22 protein-coding genes and 1 pseudogene are annotated in these 23,928 nt (G+C 71.2%); 15 read left to right on the forward strand and 8 right to left on the reverse strand.

Annotated elements, in window-relative coordinates; genetic code table 11:
- Window positions 1-850: 850 nt before the first annotated feature.
- A complete protein-coding gene (locus ACSHV8_RS15265) occupies window positions 851-1,264 on the reverse strand; it encodes a PadR family transcriptional regulator (RefSeq protein WP_436533511.1) in 414 nt (137 codons plus the stop codon).
- Between the two features lie 73 nt (window positions 1,265-1,337).
- On the opposite strand from ACSHV8_RS15265, the pseudogene ACSHV8_RS15270 reads away from it, so the two are divergent.
- Window positions 1,338-1,541 (forward strand): annotated as a pseudogene (locus ACSHV8_RS15270) (hypothetical protein); the annotation flags it as partial.
- A 57-nt stretch (window positions 1,542-1,598) separates the two neighbouring features.
- Here the strand turns inward: ACSHV8_RS15270 and ACSHV8_RS15275 are convergent.
- Window positions 1,599-2,543, reverse strand: coding sequence for a GlxA family transcriptional regulator (locus ACSHV8_RS15275; protein ID WP_436533513.1), 945 nt, complete (start codon window positions 2,541-2,543; stop codon window positions 1,599-1,601).
- Window positions 2,544-2,638: 95 nt separating this feature from the next.
- Here ACSHV8_RS15275 and ACSHV8_RS15280 point away from each other — a divergent pair, with 95 nt between their 5' ends.
- Genes ACSHV8_RS15280 through ACSHV8_RS15300 form a run of 5 tightly spaced genes read left to right on the forward strand, consistent with a single transcriptional unit; the run spans window position 2,639 to window position 6,524 of the window.
- Window positions 2,639-3,058 (forward strand): hypothetical protein, encoded by a 420-nt coding sequence (locus tag ACSHV8_RS15280; RefSeq protein WP_436533515.1) that lies wholly within the window; start codon window positions 2,639-2,641, stop codon window positions 3,056-3,058.
- A gap of 36 nt (window positions 3,059-3,094) precedes the next feature.
- Window positions 3,095-3,337 (forward strand): DUF3817 domain-containing protein, encoded by a 243-nt coding sequence (locus ACSHV8_RS15285; RefSeq protein ID WP_436533517.1) that lies wholly within the window; start codon window positions 3,095-3,097, stop codon window positions 3,335-3,337.
- A 33-nt stretch (window positions 3,338-3,370) separates the two neighbouring features.
- On the forward strand, window positions 3,371-3,619 hold the full coding sequence (locus ACSHV8_RS15290) for a hypothetical protein (protein ID WP_436533519.1): 249 nt from the start codon (window positions 3,371-3,373) through the stop codon (window positions 3,617-3,619).
- The gene (locus ACSHV8_RS15295; protein ID WP_436533521.1) at window positions 3,619-4,854 is read left to right on the forward strand and encodes a cupin domain-containing protein; all 1,236 of its coding nucleotides are present in this window, start codon (window positions 3,619-3,621) and stop codon (window positions 4,852-4,854) included. The genes ACSHV8_RS15290 and ACSHV8_RS15295 overlap by 1 nt, the downstream gene beginning before the upstream one ends.
- Before the next feature lie 26 nt (window positions 4,855-4,880).
- Complete coding sequence (locus ACSHV8_RS15300) at window positions 4,881-6,524, forward strand: MDR family MFS transporter (RefSeq protein ID WP_436533523.1); 1,644 nt, start codon at window positions 4,881-4,883, stop codon at window positions 6,522-6,524.
- Between the two features lie 283 nt (window positions 6,525-6,807).
- On the opposite strand, the gene ACSHV8_RS15305 is transcribed toward ACSHV8_RS15300, so the two are convergent.
- Both ACSHV8_RS15305 and ACSHV8_RS15310 read right to left on the reverse strand, forming a co-directional pair.
- Entirely contained in the window at window positions 6,808-7,368 is a 561-nt protein-coding gene (locus ACSHV8_RS15305; protein WP_436533525.1) for a TetR/AcrR family transcriptional regulator, read from the reverse strand.
- Window positions 7,369-7,389: 21 nt separating this feature from the next.
- A complete protein-coding gene (locus ACSHV8_RS15310) occupies window positions 7,390-8,949 on the reverse strand; it encodes a PP2C family protein-serine/threonine phosphatase (RefSeq protein ID WP_436533527.1) in 1,560 nt (519 codons plus the stop codon).
- Window positions 8,950-9,082: 133 nt separating this feature from the next.
- On the opposite strand from ACSHV8_RS15310, the gene ACSHV8_RS15315 reads away from it, so the two are divergent.
- Window positions 9,083-10,333 (forward strand): polyamine ABC transporter substrate-binding protein, encoded by a 1,251-nt coding sequence (locus tag ACSHV8_RS15315; protein ID WP_436533529.1) that lies wholly within the window; start codon window positions 9,083-9,085, stop codon window positions 10,331-10,333.
- Between the two features lie 9 nt (window positions 10,334-10,342).
- Here the strand turns inward: ACSHV8_RS15315 and ACSHV8_RS15320 are convergent, their stop codons facing one another.
- Window positions 10,343-11,020: a VOC family protein gene (locus ACSHV8_RS15320; RefSeq protein ID WP_436533531.1), complete on the reverse strand. Its 678-nt coding sequence runs from the start codon at window positions 11,018-11,020 to the stop codon at window positions 10,343-10,345.
- A 102-nt stretch (window positions 11,021-11,122) separates the two neighbouring features.
- On the opposite strand from ACSHV8_RS15320, the gene ACSHV8_RS15325 reads away from it, so the two are divergent.
- Entirely contained in the window at window positions 11,123-11,578 is a 456-nt protein-coding gene (locus ACSHV8_RS15325; RefSeq protein WP_436533533.1) for an N-acetyltransferase family protein, read from the forward strand.
- Window positions 11,579-11,695: 117 nt separating this feature from the next.
- Here ACSHV8_RS15325 and ACSHV8_RS15330 read toward each other — a convergent pair whose 3' ends face one another.
- On the reverse strand, window positions 11,696-12,367 hold the full coding sequence (locus ACSHV8_RS15330; protein WP_436533535.1) for an NUDIX hydrolase: 672 nt from the start codon (window positions 12,365-12,367) through the stop codon (window positions 11,696-11,698).
- A 64-nt stretch (window positions 12,368-12,431) separates the two neighbouring features.
- Between ACSHV8_RS15330 and ACSHV8_RS15335 the strand changes: the two genes are divergently transcribed.
- Together ACSHV8_RS15335 and ACSHV8_RS15340 are read left to right on the forward strand one after the other, a co-directional pair.
- The gene (locus ACSHV8_RS15335) at window positions 12,432-13,457 is read left to right on the forward strand and encodes an SPFH domain-containing protein (RefSeq protein ID WP_436533537.1); all 1,026 of its coding nucleotides are present in this window, start codon (window positions 12,432-12,434) and stop codon (window positions 13,455-13,457) included.
- Complete coding sequence (locus tag ACSHV8_RS15340) at window positions 13,454-14,335, forward strand: hypothetical protein (RefSeq protein ID WP_436533539.1); 882 nt, start codon at window positions 13,454-13,456, stop codon at window positions 14,333-14,335. The genes ACSHV8_RS15335 and ACSHV8_RS15340 overlap by 4 nt, the downstream gene beginning before the upstream one ends.
- A gap of 152 nt (window positions 14,336-14,487) precedes the next feature.
- Here ACSHV8_RS15340 and ACSHV8_RS15345 read toward each other — a convergent pair whose 3' ends face one another.
- Entirely contained in the window at window positions 14,488-15,879 is a 1,392-nt protein-coding gene (locus tag ACSHV8_RS15345) for an MFS transporter (protein ID WP_436533541.1), read from the reverse strand.
- Window positions 15,880-16,106: 227 nt separating this feature from the next.
- Window positions 16,107-18,440 (reverse strand): FtsX-like permease family protein, encoded by a 2,334-nt coding sequence (locus ACSHV8_RS15350; protein WP_436533543.1) that lies wholly within the window; start codon window positions 18,438-18,440, stop codon window positions 16,107-16,109.
- A gap of 134 nt (window positions 18,441-18,574) precedes the next feature.
- Here ACSHV8_RS15350 and ACSHV8_RS15355 point away from each other — a divergent pair, with 134 nt between their 5' ends.
- The 5 genes from ACSHV8_RS15355 (at window position 18,575) to ACSHV8_RS15375 (ending at window position 23,926) form a co-directional block, all read left to right on the forward strand.
- Window positions 18,575-19,960 carry a sensor histidine kinase gene (locus ACSHV8_RS15355; protein WP_436533545.1) on the forward strand — a complete coding sequence of 462 codons (1,386 nt, stop codon included), beginning with the start codon at window positions 18,575-18,577 and terminating at the stop codon, window positions 19,958-19,960.
- A complete protein-coding gene (locus ACSHV8_RS15360) occupies window positions 19,933-20,592 on the forward strand; it encodes a response regulator (protein WP_436533547.1) in 660 nt (219 codons plus the stop codon). The genes ACSHV8_RS15355 and ACSHV8_RS15360 overlap by 28 nt, the downstream gene beginning before the upstream one ends.
- Before the next feature lie 276 nt (window positions 20,593-20,868).
- Window positions 20,869-21,246 carry a hypothetical protein gene (locus ACSHV8_RS15365; RefSeq protein WP_436533549.1) on the forward strand — a complete coding sequence of 126 codons (378 nt, stop codon included), beginning with the start codon at window positions 20,869-20,871 and terminating at the stop codon, window positions 21,244-21,246.
- Between the two features lie 67 nt (window positions 21,247-21,313).
- The gene (locus tag ACSHV8_RS15370; protein WP_436533551.1) at window positions 21,314-22,375 is read left to right on the forward strand and encodes a D-alanyl-D-alanine carboxypeptidase family protein; all 1,062 of its coding nucleotides are present in this window, start codon (window positions 21,314-21,316) and stop codon (window positions 22,373-22,375) included.
- A 195-nt stretch (window positions 22,376-22,570) separates the two neighbouring features.
- Window positions 22,571-23,926: a hypothetical protein gene (locus tag ACSHV8_RS15375; protein WP_436533553.1), complete on the forward strand. Its 1,356-nt coding sequence runs from the start codon at window positions 22,571-22,573 to the stop codon at window positions 23,924-23,926.
- The last annotated feature ends 2 nt before the right edge of the window (window positions 23,927-23,928 follow it).

The following is a 23,928-nucleotide window of genomic DNA, read 5'->3' on the forward strand; positions in this document are numbered from 1 at the left end:
TGGTCGGACGGGCCGAACTGGTACTGGGCGTAGCCGAAGTCCTCGTCGTGGCCCTTTCGGATCACGTCGAGGGTCGACGGTTCGCGGACGTCGAAGAACAGGCCGCCGGCGGTGCGGGATCCGTCGACCGCTTCCCCGGGGAAGATCGTGTCGGTGATCTCGGCGAGTCTGGTGCCGGTGGGGTAGTCGGGGACGGCCTCCCACGCGCCGCGCACCGCGAAAGCGGCCGCGGTGCCTCCGGTGATGAGGGCGACCATCACGGCCATGACGACTACGCCGCGGCTTGCGGGTCGGCCGAGACGGGCTCGAAGGCCACGTCGGATCAGGTCGGTGGTCTCCCGGGCGGTCGGCCACGACCGGCTCGGCGGTGCCATCTCCAGGAGGGTGTCGAGCAGTTCCTCCCGTCGCCGCCCGGCGGGGTAGACCCGCAGCATCCTCCGATAACGTCGCGCCAGCCGGCCGCCTTCGGCCGTCGCCGTGCCCGGACTGTCCGTGGCGGCTCCGGCGTTGTCCGCCCGGCCCCCTGCGGTGCTGCCGTTCGTCGTTTCCTCTGCGACATGGCTGTCAACCGTGAGTGCTGCGGCGTCGCGATCGGCCTTGCCTGCCGTGGGCGCTGCGGCGTGACTGTCGGGCGTGCCGGCTGTGCTGGGGGACCGGTGGTCGGAGGTGTCCGTCGTGAGCTCTGCGGTGTGGCTGTCGCTCGGGCCTGGCGTGTGTGCTGTGCTCTGGCTGGTGTTCGTGTTTTGGGCGTGCTCGGGGACTCGGGCGCCGGCCGGGTCGGTGTCCTGGGTGGCGTCGGTGCTGTTGGAGGGGTTCTCGCCGTTGGCAGGGTTCGTGTTGTTGTCGGTGCTCATGCCGGGCCCAGCCCGACGTGTCCGGGGGTCGGGCCCGGTCGGGGGTGTCTGAGGGACCTTCTGATGGCACCGAAGGCCAGACCGAGTTCGGGGCGGGCGCTGGCCAACTGTTGCTGGGCGGTTTCGGCGCTGAGGCGCAGGCGCTTGGCTTCCGCGTCCAGGGCGATCGCGCCGCCGCCGCTCAGGCGGTAGTAGCGGCGGGTGCGGCCGTCGACGACCTCGTCGCGGTCGACGTCGACCAGGCCTTCGGCGGTGAGACGGTCGAGGGCGGCGTACAGGGTGCCGGCCAGCAGCTTCACCTGGCCGTCGGTGAGCCGCGTGACCTCCTGGAGCACGCCGTACCCGTGCCGGGGTTCGGCGGCGAGCGCGGTCAGGATCCAGAACGTGGGTTCCCGCATGGGTTTCACCATGGCCGCCAATATAAAGATCATTTGACTATGTGGTCAATGATTGAGTCCGACTCCTCCGGGTATGACCAAAAACATGGGACTTGAGAATCAGGAGATCATCAGCTCCGACCCGGCCGGCACGGACGGTGAGGGGCCGGCCGACGGTGGTGCGAATCCGCTGGGCCGGGACGGCGGCGCCGACGGGGGTGCGGAACGAGAGAAGCCGCACGGCGAGGGCCTGGCCGACGGCGGCGCCAACCCGGTCGGCGCGGACGGCGGTGCCGACGGCGGGGCGGAGCGGCACTAGCGGGCAGCAAGGGTTCGGCTGACGCCGACAGAAAATGATCCGTAGCGGTCAGCGGCGCCGGAATGTGGCGCGATAGCTCTGTGGGCTGGTGCCGACGATCCGTTTGAAGCGGTCCCGGAAAGCGGTCGGCGAACCGAACCCCACCCGCCCGGCGATCACCTCGACCGGCTGGTCGCCGGCTTCGAGCAGGTGCTGGGCCCGGCGGATCCGGGCGCGCAGCAGCCATTGCAGCGGTGTGGTCCCGGTCTGCTCCCGGAACCGGCGGTTGAGGGTGCGCACGCTCATCCCGCCCCGAGCGGCCAGATCCCCGAGCGTCACGTCGACGTCGGTGTTCTCCTGCATCCATCTGAGCAGCGGCTCCAACTCCGAACCGCGGGGGGTGGGTGGGGCGTCGGGCACGATGAACTGGGCCTGCCCGCCCTCGCGTTCCAGTGGCATCACCGACAGCCGGGCGGCGTCGGCGGCCACCGCCGAGCCGTGGTCCCGCCTGATCAGATGCAGACACAGGTCGAGCCCGGCGGCGGCGCCGGCCGAGGTCAGGAACTGGCCGTTGTCGACGTACAGCACGTCTGCGTCGACGGTGATCTCCGGGTAGCGGGCGGCCAGCACCGGTGCCGCGATCCAGTGGGTGGTGGCCCGCAGTCCGTCGAGCAGGCCGGTCGCCGCGAAGATGAACGTTCCGGCGCAGATGGAGGCGATCCGCGTCCCGCCCGCGGCGGCCTTCCGGAGGTGGTCGAGCACGTCCGGTGGCACGATCATGGCCGGATCGGCGCAGCCGGGCAGGATGATCGTGTCCGCGTCGAGCAGCGTCGACAGCCCCCACCGGACCCCGATCGTGAAGGCGCCCGCGTCCACCGTCTCGGCCGGCCCGCACACCCGTACCTCATAGGGATTTTCCTCGTCGGGAAGGCGCACCCGGCTGAACACCTCGATGGGTGTGGCCAGGTCGAAAGGGATGACCTGGTCGAGTGCGAGCACCGCGACGATGTGCATGCCGAGACCCTAGCGCGTGGACTGGCCAGATCTCGTCGGAGGCGGGCAATCCAGCCAGTTCCGCACCGGACATCGGCTGACTACCGTCCCGTGACGTGACAAAGTTCCTGCTCAGCCTGCACGTTCTGGCCGCCATCGTCGCGATCGGCCCGGTGACCGTGGCGGCCAGCATGTTCCCGGCCGTGACCCGCCGCGACGATCGTGGCTCGCTTCCGTTGCTGCACCGGATCTGCCGGGTGTACGCCCTGCTCGGCGTCGCCGTCCCGGTGTTCGGCCTGGCCACCGCGAGCAGCCTCGGCGTGCTCGGCGACATCTGGCTGATCGTCTCGATCGTGCTGACCGGGCTGGCCGCGGCGCTGCTGGGCCTCGCGATCCTCCCGGCCCAGCAGCGGATCATCGCCGGGACGCCGTTCCCGCCGGCTCGCCTCGGCATGCTCACCGGCGTCTTCAACCTGCTCTGGGCCGTGGTCGTCGTCCTGATGATCATCCGCCCGGGCTCGACGACAGGTGCGTGACGCGATGAGCCGCCCCCGCACACGGTGCGTGACGCGATGAACCGCCCGTTGCGCCTCGCCGCCGCCGTCGAACTGCTCTCCCTGGTGATTCTGCTGGTCAACCTGGCCACCGTGCACGTGCGGCCGGTCGCCGCGCTGTGCGGTCCGGTGCACGGGTGCGCGTACCTGATGGTCCTGATCCTGACCGCGTGGAATCCCGCGGCCGACCGCACCGCGAAGCTGCTGGCCTGGATCCCGGGCATCGGCGGACTCCTGGCGACCCGTCGGACAATTTCGTGATTAACAGCTGATCGTTGCGGGTACGCAAAGATCATGACAATCAGTGATGGCGACTTCACCAGCGCGAACCCGACCAGCGGCGAAGGCCCGGCCGACGGCGGCGCGAACCCGCACGGCCACGACGGCGCGGCCGACGGCACCGCGGAGGGCCCGGCCGACGGCGGTGCCGACCCGGGCGCCGTGGACGGTGGGGCTGACGGCGGCGCGGCGGGCGAGGGCCCGGCCGACGGCGGCGCGAACGTGGCCGGCCACGACGGCGGCGCGGACGGTTCCGCCTCCTGATGACCACCGCCCTGACCAGGCAGGACAACGTTCTCGGCCGGATCGTCGCTGCTGATCCGGCCGAGTTCGCCGCCGCTCACTGGGGACGGACGCCGCTGCTGTCCCGGGCCGCCGACCTGCGCGGCCCGGGCGGGTTCCACGACCTGCTCTCCTCGGCCGCCGTCGACGAGCTGCTCAGCCGCCGCGGCCTGCGCACCCCGTTCCTGCGGGTCGCCCAGCAGGGCAAGGTCCTGCCGGGCGCCCGGTTCACCGGCGGCGGGGGAGCGGGCGCCGAGATCACCGACCAGGTGCTCGACGAGCAGGTCATGCGCCTGTTCGCCGACGGCGCCACCCTTGTCCTGCAGGGCCTGCACCGGATCTGGTCGCCGCTGATCGACTTCACCGGCCGGCTCAGCGCCGAGCTGGACCGCCCGCTGCAGGTGAACGCGTACCTGACACCGCCGTCGAGTCAGGGGTTCGCCACCCACTACGACACGCACGACGTGTTCGTCCTGCAGATCGAGGGCACCAAGCGCTGGACCGTGCACCCGCCGGTGCTGCCCGACCCGCTCGAACAGCAGCCCTGGGGTGGCCGGGCCGACGAGGTCGCCGCCAACGCCGAGGGCACGCCCGCGCTCGACGCCGAACTGCGGCCCGGTGACGCGCTCTACCTTCCGCGTGGCTGGCTGCACTCCGCCCGTACGGAAAATGGCCGTTCCCTGCATGTCACGATCGGCATCCGTGGCCTGACCCGGTACGCCCTGGTCGAGGAGCTGCTCGCGATGGCTTCCACCGACCCGCGGCTGCGCGCCTCCCTCCCGTACGGCATCGATCTCACCGACCCGGACGCGGTCGGCGCCGAACTGGCGGCCACCGTCGCCGCCCTGCGTTCCTGGCTGCTCACCGCCGATGCCGAGCAGATCGTCGACCGCCTGCGCGAACGCACCGGCCCGGCCACCCGCCCGGCCCCGCTCGGCCCGCTCGCCCAGCTCGACTTCGCCGACGCGCTCACCCCGGCCGACATGATCGTCGCCCGCGCCGGCCTGCGCTGGCACCTGACCCGCGACGGCGACCGGATCACGCTGCACCTGGGTGGCGGCCGCACCCTGGCCATGCCCGGAGAATGCGAGCCGGCCGTGCGCCTGGCCCTCGACGGCGTGCCGCTCCCGGTCGGCGAACTGCCGCTCGACGACGACGCCGACCGCCTCGTCCTGGCCCGCCGTCTGCTGACCGAAGGGATCGTCGTCCCGGCCTGAGACGGCTTGCCGAACGGCAGGCTAAGTTGCGCTCCCTCGCGACCGATGGAACCTCCGTCACATCGCAGCGAGGGAGGGCACAGTCCATGGCGGAACCCGCGGCGCCGGCCAGACCGGCGGACGAGGCGGGACTGGGATTCAGTCACCGCGAGATCATGGTGACGATGAGCGGCCTGGTGATCGCCATGCTGCTCGCCCAGTTGGACAACATGATCGTGGCCCCGGCGCTGCCGACGATCGTCGGTGACCTCGGCGGTCTCGAGCATCTGTCCTGGGTCACCACCGGTTACATCCTGGCGACCACCATCGCCACTCCGATCTGGGGCAAGCTCGGCGACCTCTTCGGACGCCGGATCACCTTCGTCTCCGCGGTTGCCCTGTTCCTGGTCGGCTCGATGCTGTGTGGCATGGCCCACAACATGGCCGAACTGGTCGGCTTCCGCGCCGTGCAGGGCCTCGGCGCCGGCGGCCTGATCGTCGGCGTGCTCTCGATCATCGGCGAGATGATCCCGCCGCGCGACCGCAGCCGATACCAGGGCGTGATGATGGCGGTCATGCCGGTCGCCATGATCGGCGGCCCGCTGATCGGCGGTTTCATCACCGACCACCTGTCGTGGCGGTGGGCGTTCTACGTGAACCTGCCGCTGGGCATCGTGACGCTCGTCGTCTCCTGGATCACCCTGGCCCGCCTGCCCCAGGGCAAGGGCGCGGCCCGCATCGACTGGTTCGGCACCGTGCTGCTCGCGGTCTGGATCACCTCGCTCGTCCTGATCACCACGTGGGGCGGCACCCAGTACGACTGGACGTCCCCGCAGATCCTCGGCCTGATCGCGCTCACCCTGGCCGGCCTGGCCGCGTTCATCGCGGTCGAGAACCGGGTGGCCGAGCCGATCATGCCGCTGCGCGTCTTCCGCAACCGCAACTTCGTGCTGGCCGGCGGCATCGCCTTCATCTCCGGCTTCGCGCTCTTCGGCGCGATCGGTTACCTCCCTCAATACCAGCAGTTCGTCCAGGGGTCGTCGGCCACCAACAGCGGCCTGCTGCTCATGCCCATGATGGCCGCCGTCATGGTGGTCAGCATCGTGGTCGGCAACGTCATCAGCCGCACCGGCCGATACCGCATCTTCCCGATCATCGGATCCGCCCTCGTGGTCGCCGGAATGTTCCTGTTCAGCACGGTCGGCCTGCACACCTCTAAGACGGTGACGGCCCTCTTCATGGTTGTCCTCGGCGCGGGAATGGGCGGAATCATGCAGACCAGCACGCTGATCGCCCAGAACAGCCTGGAGATGCGCGACATGGGCGCCGGCACCGGCGTCTCCACGTTCCTGCGCAACATGGGCAGCTCGCTCGGTGTCTCCATCCTCGGCGCGATCTACGCCCACCACCTGACCAGCTCCCTCACCGAGGCGGGCGGCGCCGCGGCCGGCGGCGAGGTGTCGTCGATGACTCCGGCGGCGCTGCGCGCCATGCCCGAGGCGGCCCGCGTCCTGTTCCAGAAGGCGGTCACCGACGGCATCGGTGCCCTGTTCATCTGGGGCAGCGCGGTCGCCGTGATCGGCGTCGTCGTCGCGCTCTTCGTCCGCCACGTCCCTCTCCGGGGCAGCAAGCCGGCGGCAAAGCCCGAACCGGTCGCCACTCAGGCCACCCCGGAGCCCGCCGCGGCCTGACCAACCGGCCACTCCACGACCGAAAAAGCCCAGACGCGACACCCGCTCGAACGCGAAAACCCGCCGGAACTCTCCCGGCGGGTTTTCCCGTTCCCCTCAAGATCAAATTCTTCATTGCCTCGGTCCGCCGGGGTACAGACCGTCGCTCCCGCGGGGACCCTTCCGGTCCTCGCAGGGCGCTGGCGCGCCCAGGACGCGAGGCCCGCAAGGGCGGCGTGGTCGGGTGGTTGCGGTCAGAGCAACAAACCCACCCACGTCGCCCCGGAGACCCGGTGGATCCGCGTCACCGACCGTGCAGAAGATCGAGGGCTATGGCCAGGGCCGCTTCCTGGAGGTCGTCCTCGTCGGCGGCGTCCTCGGTCAGCCCGGTCACCGCCGCGGTCTGGAATGCGGACAACGCCACCCGGACCCGCAGGCGCTGCGCGGCATCGGCCCCGGCCGGCGCCAGCACGTCGATCAGCGCACGCATGCCGGACCGGATCTCCGCGCCGATCGGCAGTTCCTGGATCTCGCTGAAGTTCTGCCGCACGGTCAGCACCAGGTCGAGCCCCCACCGCCGCTGATGCTCGGCGTATCCGCGCAGCACTTTCTCCTGCCCACCCCCGGAGTCCGCGACCAGCGCGTTGACCCCGTCCAGGTATCCGCGCAGGATCGCCGTGAGGATCTCCTCCTTCGAACGGAAGTGGAAGTACAGCGCGGCCTTGGTCACCCCGAGCTGCTCGGCGATCTCCCGCAGCGACGTCCCGGCGTAGCCCTGCCGCGCGAACAGCCCCAGCGCGACCCGCAGTGCCCGTTCCCGGGTGTCGGTCCGCCGGCTGTCCACCCCGTCGTCACGCCCGGCCACTCTGCCCTCCTGAGCGTTACTTTAAGGGAAGTGCAGGCAGAGGACGACGGTGTCGTCCGTGGCGGGTCCGGGCGCGGGCATCGCACGGAGCAGTTCGTGGCACAGATCGCCCACCCCGGCTCGGACCAGGCCGAGGGCGGTGGCCGCCAGCCGCTCCAACCCCACCTGCAGGGACTCGCCGCGCCGCTCGATCAGGCCGTCGGTGTAGAAGATCAGGTGCGCGCCGTCCGGCACGGTCAGGGATCCGTGGCCGTGCTCCCCGGGGTTCACCGCGATCGGCAGCGAGCGGCCCTCCCACAGGAACGACGCCGCCTCCGCGGTCACCAGCAGCGGCGGCGGGTGACCGGCACACACGTACCGGAGCAGTCGTGTTGTGAGGTTGAGGTCGGCGTAGCCGACCGTGCCGGCGTAACTGCCGCTGATCAGGGTGCTGGCCCGCTCCAACGCGGCGAGGACCTCGGACGGCCCGGGGGCCGGCTGGGCGAGGACGCGCAGCGTGGCCTGGGTGCGGGCCATGGCGGCGGCCGCGGCGAGGTCGTGGCCGACGATGTCGCCGACGGCGATGCCGATGCGGTCGCCGGGCAGGTCGAAGACGTCGTACCAGTCGCCGCCGACGTCGTGGGTGAGGTCGGCCGGGCGGTATCCGGCGCGGACGCGGACGCCGGGCCGGGCGTCGGGAATCGTCGGCAGCAGCGCCCGCTGGAGGCGGCGGGCCGCGCTGACCTGCAGCAATGCCTGGTCGCGCTCGGCGATGCCGACGGTCAGGAAGCATGCGCCGAGGATCGTGACGGCCAGGAACAGTTGCAGGGTGGCGGTTTTCAGCTCGACCGGCCCGTCGAGCACCGCCCACGGTCCGTGACCGGAACTGGTCATCGTGTTGGCGGTGATCGCCATCGCCAGCCCGGCCGGCATGGTGACCGCGAGCGATCGGTTGAAGGCGAGCCCGAAGAGCAGTGGGATGGGCAGGTAGAACAGGGGCAGGTGTTGCGGCCAGAATCCGACGGCGGTGACCGCGACCGTCGCGAGCAGCGGGAGTACGGCCGCCCGAAGGGGCCCGCGCCAGGCCAGCACGGTGCCGGCCATGGTCAGCGCGCCGGTCGCGTCCCCGGCCCAGAACGGCAGGAACGACTCCAACCACCCGCGGTCCTGACCGATCGTGATCGTGGTGGCGCCGATCACCGCCCCGAGCAGCGGCCCGGCCAGCACGCAGCAGCCGAGGAACGCCAGCAGGTCGCGCCGCTGCGACAGATCGACGTCACCGGGCACGTTGCGGCGCAGCAGGGTCGCCCCGAGCAGCGGTTCGGCGGTGTTGGCCAGGGCGAAGCCACACGCGTACGGGAAACTTATCCCCTGCCGGACGTCGATGACCAATTCGACGGCGATGACCGTGAGCAGGATGGCCGGCCAGCGTCGCGGCGGGTTGAGCAGCAGTGCGGAGAGGGTCACCCCGGCCGGCAGGAACAGCACGACGATCGACGTGGCGCCGAAGACCAGGAAGGCCACCAGCGCGCCGGTCGCATATGCCAACGCCACGGTCATCAGGACGAGCCAGGTGCGCCGCCTGGCGTCCGATTCCGCCATCAGGCCATGATGCCGCAGCTTATGGTCGGACGATACGACCCGGACTGTTGATCTTGAGATTCGGCGCCCGGAGGGACCACTACCGCTGGGTAACCTGGGGGTCCCGTACCTGGTAAAACCCGATCGGAGCTCGATGTTCTCCCGCACCGCAACCGAACCGTCCCTGCTGCGCGGCGTCACCCAGCGGAGGCTCGGCCGTCGCGACGCCCTCCGGCTCGGCGGCCTGTCCGCGCTCGGCGCGGCGCTGGCGGCGTGCGGGGTTCCGGGCCAGGGCACGCCGGCGGCCAGCGTCGACGCGGGCACCCTGGCCACGTTCTGGCAGGACAAGAAGCAGAACGGCAAGGTCGACTTCGCCAACTGGCCGCTCTACATGGACCCGGCGCACCCGGAGCTGAAGAAGTTCACCGCCCGGACCGGCATCCAGGTGAACTACCAGGAGGTCATCCAGGAGATGGGCCCCTGGTTCGCCAAGGTGCAGCCGCAGCTGTCGGCCCGCCAGTCGATCGGCTACGACCTGATGGTGATCACCAACGGGATCCAATTCGGTCAATTCCGTGCGGCCGGCTTCCTCGCCCCGCTCGACCACGCCAAGATGCCGAACTTCACCGCGAACGTCTCGTCGAAGTACACCGAGGAGAGCTTCGACCCGGCCAACGTGTTCAGCGTGCCGTGGGCCTCGGGGATCACCGGCATCGCCTACGACCCGGCCCGGACCGGCCGGGAGATCACCAGCCTGGCCGACCTGTGGGACCCGCAGTTCAAGGGCAAGGTCGGCATGATGTCGGACGCCACCGAGCTGGCCAATTTCGGTCTGCTCGCGGCCGGTCTCAAGCCCGAGGACTCGACCGAGGAGGACTGGAAGAAGGCGGCGGCCAAGCTCAAGCAGCAGCGCGACGCCGGCCTGGTCCGCAAGTACTACGAGCAGGACTACGTCGACGCGCTCGGCAAGGGTGAGGTGTGGCTCACCCAGGCCTGGTCCGGCGACATCTTCCAGAAGAACCTCTCCGACGGCACGAACCTCAAGTTCGTGATCCCGCAGGAGGGCGGCACGATCTGGACCGACAACTTCGCCATCCCGGTCACCGCCACCAACCCGGTCGACGCGCTGATGCTCATCGACTTCTTCTACGAGGTCGAGAACGCGGCGTCGCTGGCCGAGTACATCAACTACGTGTGCCCGGTGCCGGGCGCGCAGGCCCAGATGAAGAAGGACGCGGCCGCCCTGACCGGAACTGATCGCACCGACATGGAGCAGGTGGCCAGCAGCTCGCTGGTGTTCCCGAGCGAGGCCGACTACGCAAAACTGCACTACTACGTGAACTTCAACACCTCGGAACAGCAGCAGAAGTTCTCGTCGATCTTCGAGCCGATCGTCCTCGGTTAAAAAACACGCTTACGGTACGGCGTGAAAAGCGTTCCCGTCGGGATCGGCCAGCAGCACCTGCCCCGATTCCCGGCGGACGACCGTCGCGCCGAGCGTGACCAGGCGATCCACCTCGGCGTCGTCGGCGGCCAGCTCGAACCGGATCCGGTCACCGTTCCTGGGCATCAGCGGCGGCCCGCTCCACGTGATCTTCGGGCCGCCGCCGGGGGACTGGATCGCCGTCTCCTCGTCCTGGTCCCAGACGAGCGGCCGGCCCAGCGCGGCGCTCCAGAAATAGCCCAGTGCCTGCGTGCCGTCGCAGTTCACCGCCCCGAGGTAGCCGCAGCCGGCCAGGAATGTGTTGTCCGGGCCGACGACGCAGAACTCGTTGCCCTCCGGATCGGCCAGCACGACGTGGTCCTCCTCGGGCGACTGGCCGATGTCCAGGTGCCGTCCGCCGCGTTCGAGAGTCCGGGCCACTGTCCGTTCCTGATCAGCCAGGTCGGTGCTGGTGAGATCGAAGTGCACCAGGTTCTGCCCGCTCTTCGGTCGGTCGGTCGCGGTGAACCGGATGCGGAAACCGGTGTCGTCCGGCGGCAGCAGCGTGGTCTCGTCGGCCAGTTCCCGGCCCAGCAGGCCGGCCCAGAATCGCGCGGTGCGCCCGGGGTCGATCGCATCGATGCGCAGCGCGGTCAGTCGACTCGTCATAGGTCGCGGAGCGTAGTGTCGTCCAGCGCGTGCCGCATCCCGATATCGACGGGATGATCATGATAGCGTCCGGCTGACCTGACGCCGGATAAAGGACGATAAATGCATTCCGACGTACGTATCGAGCAGGCCGACCTGGCCGACCTGGACGACGTGACCACGCTGTTCCTCGGCTACCTGGAGTTCTACCAGGCACCGGCCGAGCCGGACGACGCGCGGTCGTTCATCGAGACGCGGATGACCCGCGACGAGTCGATCATCCTGCTGGCCCGGATCGGGGACGAGCCGGCCGGGTTCACCCAGATCTATCCGACGTTCAGCTCGGTGCGCCGCGCCCCGGTCTGGACCCTCAACGACCTGTTCGTCGCGCCGTCGTTCCGCCGCCACGGCGTCGGCCGGGCGCTGCTGCGGGCGGCCGCCGAGCGGGCCGAGAAGCAGGGCGTGGTCCGCATCGAACTGTCGACCGACGAGTCGAACGTGAACGCGCAGGCGCTCTACAAGGACGAGGGTTACCGGACCGGTTTCCCGGTCCGCTACTACCTGCGCCGCATCCCCTGATCGTCTCCCGTCGCGCCGGGGGCTGGATGATGCCCCCGGCGCCGGTCACCGCGTCGCGCGGGCATCCCGGTTCCCGGCCTGTCCCCAGCCGCGCCCTTTCCCCGGCCCGCAGCCTGGTCACGGGCGTAGCAGGGGCGGATGCAGCAGGGTGGCCGGGCCGCGGCGGTACAACTGGGCGGGCCGGCCACGATCACGGGTGACACTGTGGCCGGTCGGCTCGACGAAACCCTCGGCGCCGGTGACCTTGCGATGGAAGTTGCGCGGGTCCAGTCTGGTGCGCCACACCGTCTCGTAGACGTCCCGCAGATCGGCCACGGTGAACTCCGGGGGGCAGAACGCCGTGGCCAGCGGCGTGTACTCCAGCTTGGCCCGGGCCCGCTCGATGCCGTCGGCCAGGATGCGGTCGTGGTCGAAGGCCAGACCGGTGGCGTCGTCGAACGGGCGCCACTCGGCGCCGGCCGCGTCGCTTCCGGCGGTCGGGGCCGGAAGATCGGGGACCAGGGCCAGGTAGGCCACGGTCACCACCCGCCCGCGAGGATCGCGCCCGGGGGTTCCGTACGTCGAAAGCTGTTCGAAATGACCGGTGGAGGGATCCACGCCGGTCTCCTCCCGCAGCTCCCGGGCCGCCGCCGCGTCCAGATCCTCGTCGTCGTGCACAAAACCGCCCGGCAGGGCCCACTGGCCGAGGAACGGTTCGATGCCGCGCCGGATCAGCAGCACCTGCAGCGCGCTCTGCCGGATGGTCAGCAGCACGAGATCAACTGTGACGGCCGCCATGTATAGCGTCATGTTGACGATAATAACCACAAGCCTTTATCGTCATGGTGACGAAAACGAAGGAAGGACCCCTCCGATGGCCGACGTCAAACGCCGTCTGCACCTGCGTCACCTGCGCTCCGCCCCGACCAGCTGGGTCAGCTGGACCGTCCAGGGCAAAGGAAAGCGCTCCGGCACCGGCCTCGCGTTCTGGTACCGCCCGCTGACCGCCGTCCTGTCCGAAGTGCCGGTCGACGACCGGGAACTGCCGCTGCTGTTCCACGCCCGCACCGAGGACTTCGCCGACGTGACCGTGCAGGCCACCGTCACCTACCGGTTCAGCGACCCGGCCGCCGCCGCGTCCCGGCTCGACTTCTCCATCGACCCCTACAAGGGACTGTGGAACGGGCAGCCGCTCGACCAGGTCGCCACCCTGCTGGCCGAACTCGCCCAGCAGCCCGCCCTCGACGTGCTCGCCCGCCTGCCCCTGGCCGAAGCCCTGACCACCGGCATCGCCCCGGTCCGGCAGTCCGTCGCGGATGCCCTGGCCACCGACCCGCGCCTGGCCGAGACCGGCGTGACCGTGGTCAGCGCCCGCGTCGTCGCCCTGCGACCCGAACCCGAACTGGAACGCGCCCTGCAGACCCCGACCCGGGAGAAGGTGCAGCAGGACGCCGACCGGGCCACCTACGCCCGCCGGGCCCACGCCGTCCAGCAGGAACGCTCGATCGCCGAGAACGAACTCCAGAGCAAGATCGAACTGGCCCGGCAGGAACAGCAACTGGTCGAACAGCACGGTGCCAACTCCCGGCGCGGCGCCGAACTCGACGCCGAGTCGCAGCTGGTCACCGCCCAGGGCGAAGCCGAACGGGCCCGCCTGTCGGCCGCCGCCGAAGCCGACGCCGAACGCCTGCGCGACGAAGCCCGCGCGGCCGGCACCCGGGTCGTCGGCCTGGCCGAGGCCGAAACCGAAGCGGCCCGCCTCGCGGCCTACCGGGACCTGCCGCCCGAGGTGCTCCAGTCGCTCGCCCTCAAGGAACTGGCCCAGCACCTCCCGGCCATCGGCGAACTCACCGTCACGCCGGACCTGCTGAGCAAACTGATCGGGCGCATCGGATCATGAGCACCCTGAACCCCCGTGTAGTGGTCGTGTCGCGGCGCAGCGAGCTCGACGAGCTCCTCGCCCGGCACGGCACCCGCGGCGCCGCGGCCTACTACCTCAAGCAGCGCGGACGCGACCTCGACGAGGTCACCGCCCGGCACGAGGCTCAGCGGCAGGCGCTGACCGAGGTCGGTGCGGCGGTCCCGGCCGACTGGCGGCGCGGCCACGTCGAACGAACCGACCTGCCCCGCTTCCTGTTCGCCCCGGAGGACTGGGTGATCGCCGTCGGCCAGGACGGCCTCGTCGCGAACGTGGCCAAATACCTGGACGGACAACCGGTGATCGGCGTCAACCCGGAACCCGGGCGCAACCCCGGAGTGCTGGTCCGTCATCCCGCCTCGGAGGTCGGCCGGCTCGTCCGCAGCCGGATCCGGACCATGGAACGCACGATGGTGATGGCCCGGCTCGACGACGGGCAGGAACTCTACGGCCTCAACGAGATCTACATCGGTCACGCCGGCCACCAGTCGGCGCGCTACGTGATCGCCACCCCGGACGGCGCCCGGGAACGCCAGTCGTCGTCCGGCCTGATCGTCGGCACCGGCACCGGCGCCACCGGCTGGTGCGCGTCGATCGCCCGGGACCGTGTCGCCGCCCCGGCCCTGCCCGGCCCGGCCGACCCGGCCCTGTGCTGGTTCGTCCGGGAGGCCTGGCCGTCCCCGGCCACCGGCGTGCAGCAGGTCAGCGGCTTGCTGACCGCCGGCCAGGAGCTGGAGCTGACCAGCGAGAGTGAACGCCTCGTGGTCTTCGCCGACGGCCTGGAGTCGGACGCGCTCGAACTTTCCTGGGGCCAGCGCGTGACCATCACGATCGCCGCCCGCCGCCTCCACCTGGTCTGACCCGCCCGCCTGTCGTGGCCGGCCCACGCACCCGCCGCCCCCACCTGGTCGAGGCCGGCTCCCGGGCTTGCCGGGTCATCTGCCGAGCCCGGCCTGGCCCGGTCGCTCTCCGGATCACCTGCCGCGCCCGGGTTGGCCGGGTTGCCTCCGGGTCACGTGCTGAGCCTGCTCTGGGCCTGGTCGGCCTTCGGGCGCGACCGGTCGCCGGCGGCGGAGCGTTCCGCCGCGACCGGGACGAGCGCAGCGGCGACCAGCGGAATGGCGGCCACCACGGCGAAACTCGGCGCGAAACTGACCGAACCGATCGCCACGGCCAGGACCGGGGGAGTGGCCGCGGTCAGGATGTTCTGGCCGGTGGTCTGGATACCGAGGGCACGCCCGGCCCACGCGGCCCCCGCATACTCGGCGACGGCGGTGAACGACAGACCGTTACTGCTCACCGCGACCACACCCAGGAACAACAGCAGCGGCACGGCCAGACCCGACCCGGCCCCGGTGGCCGCGGCCAGTGCCAGCATGCCGGCGCCGGTCGTGACCGCGATGATCCGCACAGGTTTCAGCCGGCTCCCGGTCCGATCCGACCACCAGCCCGCCCCGAGCCGGCTGAGCGCACCGCACACCTGCGCCCCGGCCAGCAGATGCCCGGCCGCGAGCACGGACCACCCACGAACATCGGTGAGAAACACGAGCGCGAACGTGGTGATCGTGAACTGGGGGATTATCAGCAGCGCGCTGGCGGCATGAACCCGCCACAGCACAGACGTGCGATAGGGCGACGCCTCCCGCACCACCGCCCCCGCACTGCCGCCCGACGGTTGCGGGGCCGGGGCGCGCGACGGCCCCGCCACGCTGTCGCCCGGCGGTTGCGGGCCCGGGGCGCGTGACGGCACTGCCATGCTGTTGCCCGGCGGTTCCGAGCCCAGGTCGCTCGGTGGCCTTTCCGTGCCGTCGCTCGGCTCCTGCGGGCCCGGTTCACCCGGCGGTCTTTCCGTGCCGTCGCTCGGCGGTTGTGGGTTCGGGTCGCGCACCAGCACGAACGCGGCCGTAGCGGCGGTCAGGAACAGCCCAGCGAGGAAGAACAGGGGGCGGCCGAGGCCGTGGCCGGCGAGCGCGGGCAGCGTGGCCGCGGCCAGCGCGAGGCCCATCGGTCCGGCACTCTGCCGGATGCCCATCGCCAGGGCGCGTTCGCGCCGTGCGAACCAGCCGAGGATCAACCGGCCGCTGGCCAGCACCGACGCACCGGCCGCACCGGCGAAGGCCAGGCACACGGCCAGGCTCGGCGTGCCGGGCGCCCACCGGGCGGCGATCACGAGCAGGCCGGCCAGCCCGAGTCCGGTGGAGAGCACCGCGCGCTCGCCCCAGCGGTCGGCCGCGGCTCCCCACGCTATGAGCGTGAACGTCACGCCGACGGTCGGACAGGCGACCAGCAGACCGGTCTCCTCCAGGGAGAGTCCCTGGTCGCGGAACGCCGGGATCAGGTAGGCCAGCCCGTACTGAAACGTGCTGCCGGCGATCATCGCCATCATCCCGACGACCAGGACCACCCAACGCAGCCGATCACCTCCCGCAGCCGCCGCGGGACCACCCACCGGCGCTGCTCGCGTCGCCCCGGTCATCGCGGGACCACCGGCGCCAGCCGCGTCACCCTGGTCATCGCGGGACCACCGGCGTCGACCAGGTCACCCTGGTTAACGCGGGCCCACTCACCGGCGTCGGCCGGGTCGCCCTGGTCACCGCGAGACCGCCCATCGATACCGTTCGCGCCTCCCGGTCATCGGCCGGCCCGGCCGATCGCTGCCGTGGCCGCGGCTACCGCGATGATCGCGCAGGCCGCCGGGGTCAGCACGAGGGCCGGCCACGGGACGGTGATCGCCGACCACACCGAGAGCGATGCCAGCGCGGCCCAGATGCCCAGAAGATTCATCCCCGTCACGATCATGCCCAGGACGGTACCGACCGCGACCACGGTCAGGGCCTCGACCGCCACGAGCAGCCGCACCTGCCGCCCGGTGGCGCCCACCATCCGGAGAACCCTCAACTCGCCGACCCGGTCCGAGGTGGACATCAGCATCGTCGAGGCGATCGCGATCCCGGTGTAGAGCAGTGCGAGCCCCAGCACCACGAAGTAGCCCACCCTGGTCTGCCGGTTCCCGGCCGGCCGCTGCCCGGCGAGCCATTGCTCCCGGGTCTGCACCCGTGCTCCGGAGTCCCGCAGGACCTCCCGGACGTCGGCCACGGAGTCGGTAGCGATCTCCACCTGATCGATTTCGGCCCCGCCGGCGTTGCGCATGGTCAGGTAGACACCGTTGCTGCCGGTACCGACGGCCAGGACGGCGACGATCCGCAGCGTCCGCTCGGTGCCGTCGCCGAGCCACACCCGGACCCGATCACCGACCGTGTGGTCGGCCCACTCCGCGTTGACCACGATGCCGTCGTCGTCGAGGTCGTTCAGGTCACCGGCGACGACCGGCAGGTGACGGACCGCGGACAGCGCCCGCGGATCCACGGCGCGACCACGCGAACGGGCCAGCGCCACACCCTCCTCAAGGGTGTAGACGGTCGTGGCGGCGCCGGCCATGACCTTTGTTCCCGGGACGGCCCGGACCGCGGCGACGGTCCGGTCGTCGAGCCGCCCCCGCACGATGAGGTCGGCAACGGTCTGCCCCCGTACCTCAGCGGCTTTGGCCTTGTCGATCGTCGCCGTGGTCCCCAGCAACGATCCGGCGAGCGCGACGGTCACCAGGACCGGCGCCGCCACCGCTGCGGTCCGCCGGACCGCCACGCTCGCGTTCTCCCGCACGAGCAGGCCGATCGCCCCCGGAAGCCGCGCGACCAGGCGAACCAGCGGCCGGACCAGGATCGGCGCGAGCAGCGCGACCGCGGTGATCAGCAGCATCGGCTGGGTGACATACGTCTTGCGGTGCAACGCATCGCCGGGATCGCTGAGCAGCCGCCAGCCGAGCGTCCCCAGCCCGGTCACCAGCAGCGCACCGCCGAGAATCCACCGCCCGGGCGTCATCACGGTCGTGTCGGCCGCCGCCTCCCGCAGGGCTTCCAGGGGCCGGATCCGCCCGGCCCGGACCATCGCGGCGCCCACCCCGGCCAGCGCGACCAGCAGCCCGGTCCAGAACGCCACCTGAAACGGCCACTGATGGTCACCGATCGCGAACCAGGACGGTGCCAGCCTCTCCCGGACCAGGAGCCGGGCCAGCCACGGCGCACCGCGTGAGCCCAGCACACATCCGGCCGCCGATGCCAGCACCCCGACCACGACGGCCTCCCCGAAGACCATCACGCGGACCTGGCCGGGGGTTGCCCCGGCGGTCCGCAGCAGCCCGATCTCCCGGCGCCGCTGCGCCACCGCGAAGGCGAACGTGGAGGCGACCACGAACACCGACACGAACGCGGTGACCCCGCCCGCGGTGCCGAGCAGCGCGTTCATCGCGGTCAGCGCGTCCCGGTCACGGTCCGGATCGGGGTCGGCCTGCCGCCGATCATTACCGGTCAGGATCTGGACGCCGGCCGCGTCGCCGATCGCCGCTCGCACGGCCGCCGGCGTCGCCCGTACGGCGAAATTGTCGATCTTCGGGGAAAGGCGTGCGGCGGTGTCGTCGGTGAAGAACACCGCTTGCTCGTAGGGGATCGGCGCGACGGCACCGACCACCCGGTAGCCCGCCGGGCCGGGCGCGGACGGATCGCCGGTCACCACCACCTCGGTCGGAGCGCGCGGCTCATGGCCGGTGACCAGCTGATAACCCCCGAAACCGGCGACCGACCAGGGATGCCCGACCAGGCCGTCGTCGCCCACCGGGAAGGAACGGTCGGCGATCGCGCCCATCCTGGTCAGCGTGGCCGCGACCTCGGGCGGCACCGGTCTCGGCCGCGGAAGTGTCTGGATCCGACCCGCGACCCGCAGCTCGTCGTCGCCGCGCACCACGACCGGAGCGGTCGCGAACCGATCGGGCGGCTGCTCCGGCGCGTCCAGAGTGGCGGCCAGCCCGAGCCCGGTCATCGCGAGCAGGGCGACACCGAGACCGAGCGCCACGAAGGCGCCGACCAGGGTCGCCCACCGGGCCCGCAGGCCGCTCACCGTCAGGATCAACATGGCGTCAACCGTGCCGCACGGCCGACCCGGGCACATTCGTGCAGGAGTGAGTCTTCGGGGTAGCCCTAGGACTACCTCCGGAGGTAATGCCTGCTTGCTGGTGGCCGATCCGGCCGCCCTCTACGGTGATTCGCGTGCGTCCTCTCGGGTCCGTCCGTCCGCTGCGGGCGACGATCTACCTGCTGGCGAACGGCGTTACAGGTCTCCTGGCGCTGCTCACCACCCTGCTGCTGTTCGCGGTGGGCGGCGTCCTGGCCGTGGTGATCGTCGGTCTGCCGCTGCTGGCCGCCCTGGCCCTGATCGGCGTCCCGGTGGCGGCCCTTGAGCGGCGGTTCCAGCGGTTGATCGACGACCGGCCGCTGCGCCACGGTCATCGCGTCCCACCTCGACCCGGGCTGACCTCCTGGCTGCGGACCCGCTACACCGAGCCCGCGACGTGGCGCGCGCTCGGCTTCGCGGCTCTCCTCATGACCGTGCTCTGGCCGATCGACCTGCTCGCTGTGCTGCTGGGCGTCACCGTGCCGGCCGCGCTGCTGGCCACGCCCGCGCTGTTCGCCACGATCGGCGACGGCGAGCAGGTCAACGTGCTGAAGGCCTACGCGGTCACCTCCTGGGCACAGGCGCTTCTTGCCTGTCTGGCCGGTGCTTTCACATTCTTCTTCTGCGCGTACGGGATGAGCCTGCTCGCCACCGCCCGCGCGGCCCTGGGCCGGGGCATCCTCAACCCGCGCGACGGCCCGGATCAGCGCGTCGTCGAGTTGGCCCGTTCCCGGGTCCGCCTGGTCGACGCGTTCGAGGCCGAGCGTGGCCGCATCGAGCGCGACCTGCACGACGGGGCCCAGCAGCGGCTCGTCGCCCTGTCGATGATGCTCGGGCTGGCCCGGCTGGACGCCCCGGCCGGCCCACTGGCCGAGCAGCTCACGCGCGCGCAGGACGAGGCCGGTCAGGCCCTGGTCGAGCTGCGCGAGCTGATCCGCGGCATTCATCCGCCGCTGCTGACCGATTTCGGTCTGGAGGCCGCGATCGCGGATCTGGCCGCCCGGTGCGCGGTGCGAGTCGACGTCACGTTCGCGGCCGGGCAGGTCAGGCCGGTCGGACAGTCTGGGCGGGCCGGCCTGAGCGGGCGGGCCGGCCAGAGCGAGCAGGCCGAGCAGGCCGGGCGGGCCGAGCAGGCCGAGCAGAGCGGGCGGGCCGAGCAGGGCGGGTGGGCCGGGCAGCGGTTTGCGCGGGCGGTGGAGTCCACGGCGTACTTCGTGGTCTCCGAGGCCCTGGCCAACCTGGCCAAGCACTCCGGCGCCGACCGGGGCGCGGTCACCGGGGGCTACGCCGCCGGCATCCTCACCGTCGAGGTCAGCGACAACGGGCGGGGCGGCGCGGACATCGACGCCGGCACCGGCCTGATCGGGCTCGCCGATCGGGTGTCGGTCGTCGGTGGCAGACTGTCGCTGTCCAGTCCGGCCGGTGGTCCCACCCGTCTCACCGTGGAGATTCCTTGTCAGGCGCTTCCGGACTCCGGGTAGTCCTCGCCGAGGACAGTGTCCTGCTGCGCGACGGTCTCGTCGGGCTGCTGGGCCGGTTCGGGCACACGGTGGTCGCCGCGGTGTCCGACCGGGACGGGTTGCAGGCGGCGGTCGCCGCCCACGAGCCGGACGTGGTCGTGACCGATGTGCGGATGCCGCCCGGTTTTCAGGACGAGGGCCTGCGGGCGGCCCTGGAGCTGCGCCGCGAGCGGCCGCGGCTGCCGATCCTGGTGCTGAGTCAGTATGTCGAGACGAGGTATGCGACCGAGCTGATCGACGCCGGGGACGGGACTCATCTGGGCTATCTGTTGAAGGATCGGATCGGGCACGTCGACGAGTTCGTCGACGCCCTGCGCCGGGTCGCCGAGGGCGGGACGGTGGTCGACCCGGAAGTGGTCCGGCAGATGCTGCGGCGGCGCCGCGACCCCCTCGAATCGCTCACCGCCCGGGAGCGTGAGGTGCTGGCGCTGGTCGCCGAGGGCCGGTCGAACGTGGCCATCGCCGCCGCGCTGACCGTGGCCGAGGCGTCGGTGGCCAAGCACATCCGCAGCATCCTGCTCAAACTCGGACTGCCGCCGGCCGAGGAGACCCATCGCCGGGTCCTCGCCGTCCTCACCTTCCTCCGCTCGTGACCGCCCGAGCCGAGGCCACCGCAAGAAAGCCGGCAACGGCCGAAGCCGGCCCGTAACCGCAAGAGGCCGGCCACGTTCGCGAGGCGGGCGAGGCGGGCGAGGCGGGCGAGGCGGGCGAGGCGGGCGAGGCGGGCGAGGCGGGCGAGGCGGGCGAGGCGGGCGAGGCGGGCGAGGCGGGCGAGGCGGGCGAGGCGGGCGAGGCGGGCGAGGCGGGCGAGGCGGGCTCATGATCGGGTGTCGGTGGCGGGCTGGGATCGCTCCCATTACGCTCTCGCCATGGCTTTCGTGCTCGATCTTGCGAATATTCTCGGCGGACTGCTGCTGGCCATCCCGCTGCTGCGCCGGCTGCCGAACGTCGGCGGTGGCCTGGAGCGTTTCACCGACCGGGTGGCCCGCTGGTCCTGGCTGATCGGGATCATCGCGCTGATCGCCGGCGGGTTCTTCTTCATCGTTCACCTTGTGGACGGGCACATCTGGCACTTCGAGGTGGTCGGTATCGCCGTCGGTGTCCTGCTGACCTGGGAGAAGTTCACCGGCCGCCGGATCCTGGAGGCGCCCGGCCCGACCGAGCCGGCCGGTCGCGCCCTGATCATCGCCATCTTCGGCGTGATCGCGATCCTCGTCGGCATCGAGGGCCTGTTCACCCCGAACTGAGGTTCCGCAACCGGCCGGATCCTGATCGGGAACGGACATCGAACCCGGCGGCTTTCACAGTCTCCGGGTGACGACACGACAGCGAACTCTCCCGAAGTCCGCCGCCGCGGCGATCATCGCGCTGGCCGCCGCCGGAACCGCGATCGGCCTGCCGGCGGCGCCGGCCCGGGCCGAGGCGCCCAAGATCGCGTCCAGCTGGTCGAGCCTGATGTATCGCAGCCTCACCCATGACGTGCAGCTCCAGGCCATGAAGACCTCGCTCTCCGGCCAGAAGGTGGCGATCGCCGCCTGGAACACCGAGATCGCCCTGGCCGGCCGCGCCCAGCGGGGCACCCGCGCCGCGCTGGCCACCGCCACCACCGCCGACACGACCGCCAAGAACCGCTATTCGGCCGCCCGGACCGCTCTTTCCGCCGCCAAGCAGCGGCTGGCCGCCGCGTCCAAGCAGAAGCCCCGCAGCAACTCGGCGATCACCCGGGCCCGCAAGGCCGTCGCCACGGCCACCAAGACCACCACTCTCCGTAGGAACCAGGCGCAGCGGGCCGCGACCGCGCTGGTCACCGCCGGCCGAGAGTCGCGCGGCGCGATCGCCCGTCTGAACAGGGCGAATGCCGGTCTCGCCTACGAGACCGCGGCGATCCAGAAGACCCGGACCGCGATCGCCACGCTGCCCACGGCCGCCGCCTACGCCGCGCAGGCGGCCACGCTGAGCAAGGATGTGGTCGACCAGGTCCGGCCCACCTTCAAGATCACGGACACCACCCAGGTGTACGGCGTCACGGTGAACCGCGTCGTCGCGTTCGCCTTCAAACGCATGATCGACGCCGCGCAGGCCGACGGCGTACCGATGTCCGGCGGAGGTTTCCGCACCACTCAGCGCCAGATCGAGCTCCGCAAGATCAACGGCTGCCCGGACGTCTGGACCGCCCCGTCCTCGTCGTGCCGCGTCCCGACCGCCATTCCCGGCCGCTCGCTGCACGAGATCGGCCTGGCTGTGGACATCTCGTCCGGCGGCAAGACCATCTCGTCGAAGACGCCGGCCTTCAAGTGGCTGACCCTGCACGCCAAGGAGTACGGCTTCGTCAATTTCCCGGCCGAGGCCTGGCACTGGTCGATCTCGGGCAACTGACCAAGATCAACACCATTTCCCCCGTACGTCGGTGAACCGCGGCCCGGCGATCAGTTCCGGACTGATCGCCGGGCCGCGTTGTCGTGTTCCGCCCCCGGAACGGCCCTGCCGGGGCGTATCCGGCCGAACGCCCGATCATGCAGAGGATGCGACTCGCAGTGATCGTCCTCGCTTATCACCGCTGCTGTCGAGCCGATGGGAACGGATGAGACGTCCGCGGAGGTGATGGTCCGGATGGTTCCGGAACAGGTCGGCGACTGGGTGCTTGACGAACTACCCCGGCTCAACGAGGCGATCCTGCGGGACCAGGCCCCACCCGGGCGCCTGGTCACCGAGGTGCGCGAGCACGTCCTCGACCGCCTGCCGGAGATCACGCAGCTGACCCCCGGACAGGCCCAGCGGCTCCTGGTGCACCTGGGTTTTGTCGGTGCCTCGGTGGCCCGGCACTACCAGGAGCGCACCCCGGGCGGCGTCGAGCACCCGGAGCAGGCGTTCGCCGGGATGCCGGTGGGCGACGCGGGCATCCCGTTCCGGGGCTACTTCGCGGGCGTGGCCGAGCAGACCGGAACCGGTCACTACGGGCGGGACAGCTACGCCTCGCTGGTGCGGTGGAACGTCGGCACGATCCAGGTGCTCCTGCGCGGCGAGATGGTCGCCGAGCTTCCCGGGATCTTCGACGACGGACGTATCCGCAGCTACACCGGCACCCCGGGTGAGGAGCGCTTCTTCCTGCTGGTCAAGCAGGGCGAGGCGATCGAACTGGCGGTCAACGGGCTGCTGGAGCCGCTCGCCGTCGATCACGCCGACCTGATCGGCGAGAGCGCCCGTCACCGCGTACGCGAAGCAACGGTCTTGCTCGGCGCTATGCGCCGTTTGTTCTTGGATTTCGCGAATCGGCCGTCCGACCAGACGATGGCGGCCGAGATGTTCATGGACGTGTTCCGGCAGTTCGCGGCGCACTGGACGCCGGACGACATCCCGCCCAGCGGCGCCCTCGACCCGGAAGCGCTCAAACGCGACTTCCTGCTCGGGATCGCCGAGCCCGGTTACGACCAGCAGGCCCGGCGCCTGTTCCCGGCGCTGCTGGAACGCGAGCGGGAGGAGATCGGCGAGCTGATGAGCGCGCCGGCGCTGCCGCTGCGGCTGCTGACCGCGATCGGGACCGACGAGACCGACCTGAGGTTGTCCGACGACGGCGACCTGCGCCGGCTGATCGCCCACCACCCGGCCCTGATCGACTGGTACCGGCTGCTCACCATGCACGCGCGGGTCTCCGGCGCGCATCTGATGCTGAGCAAGAAGTTCCTGTTCAAACCGCAGCGGCAGCGCGACCAGGACGGGCTCGGCGACCGGCGCCTGGTGTCGAACCGGGCCGGCACCACCGGCATGACCGAGACGTTCCTGGAGCGGATCACCCGGGCCCGCCAGCGGCACGTCCTGGCCGCGCTGCGCCCGCTGCTGATCGGGGAAACGGCGGAAAGCACGCTCGATTCGGAGGTACCTTGCGGACGGGGAGCGGCCGCGCCGGTCGTGCTGGAACTGGCCGGATGACC

This window comes from Actinoplanes sp. HUAS TT8 (assembly GCF_051380535.1).
Lineage (GTDB): Bacteria > Actinomycetota > Actinomycetes > Mycobacteriales > Micromonosporaceae > Actinoplanes.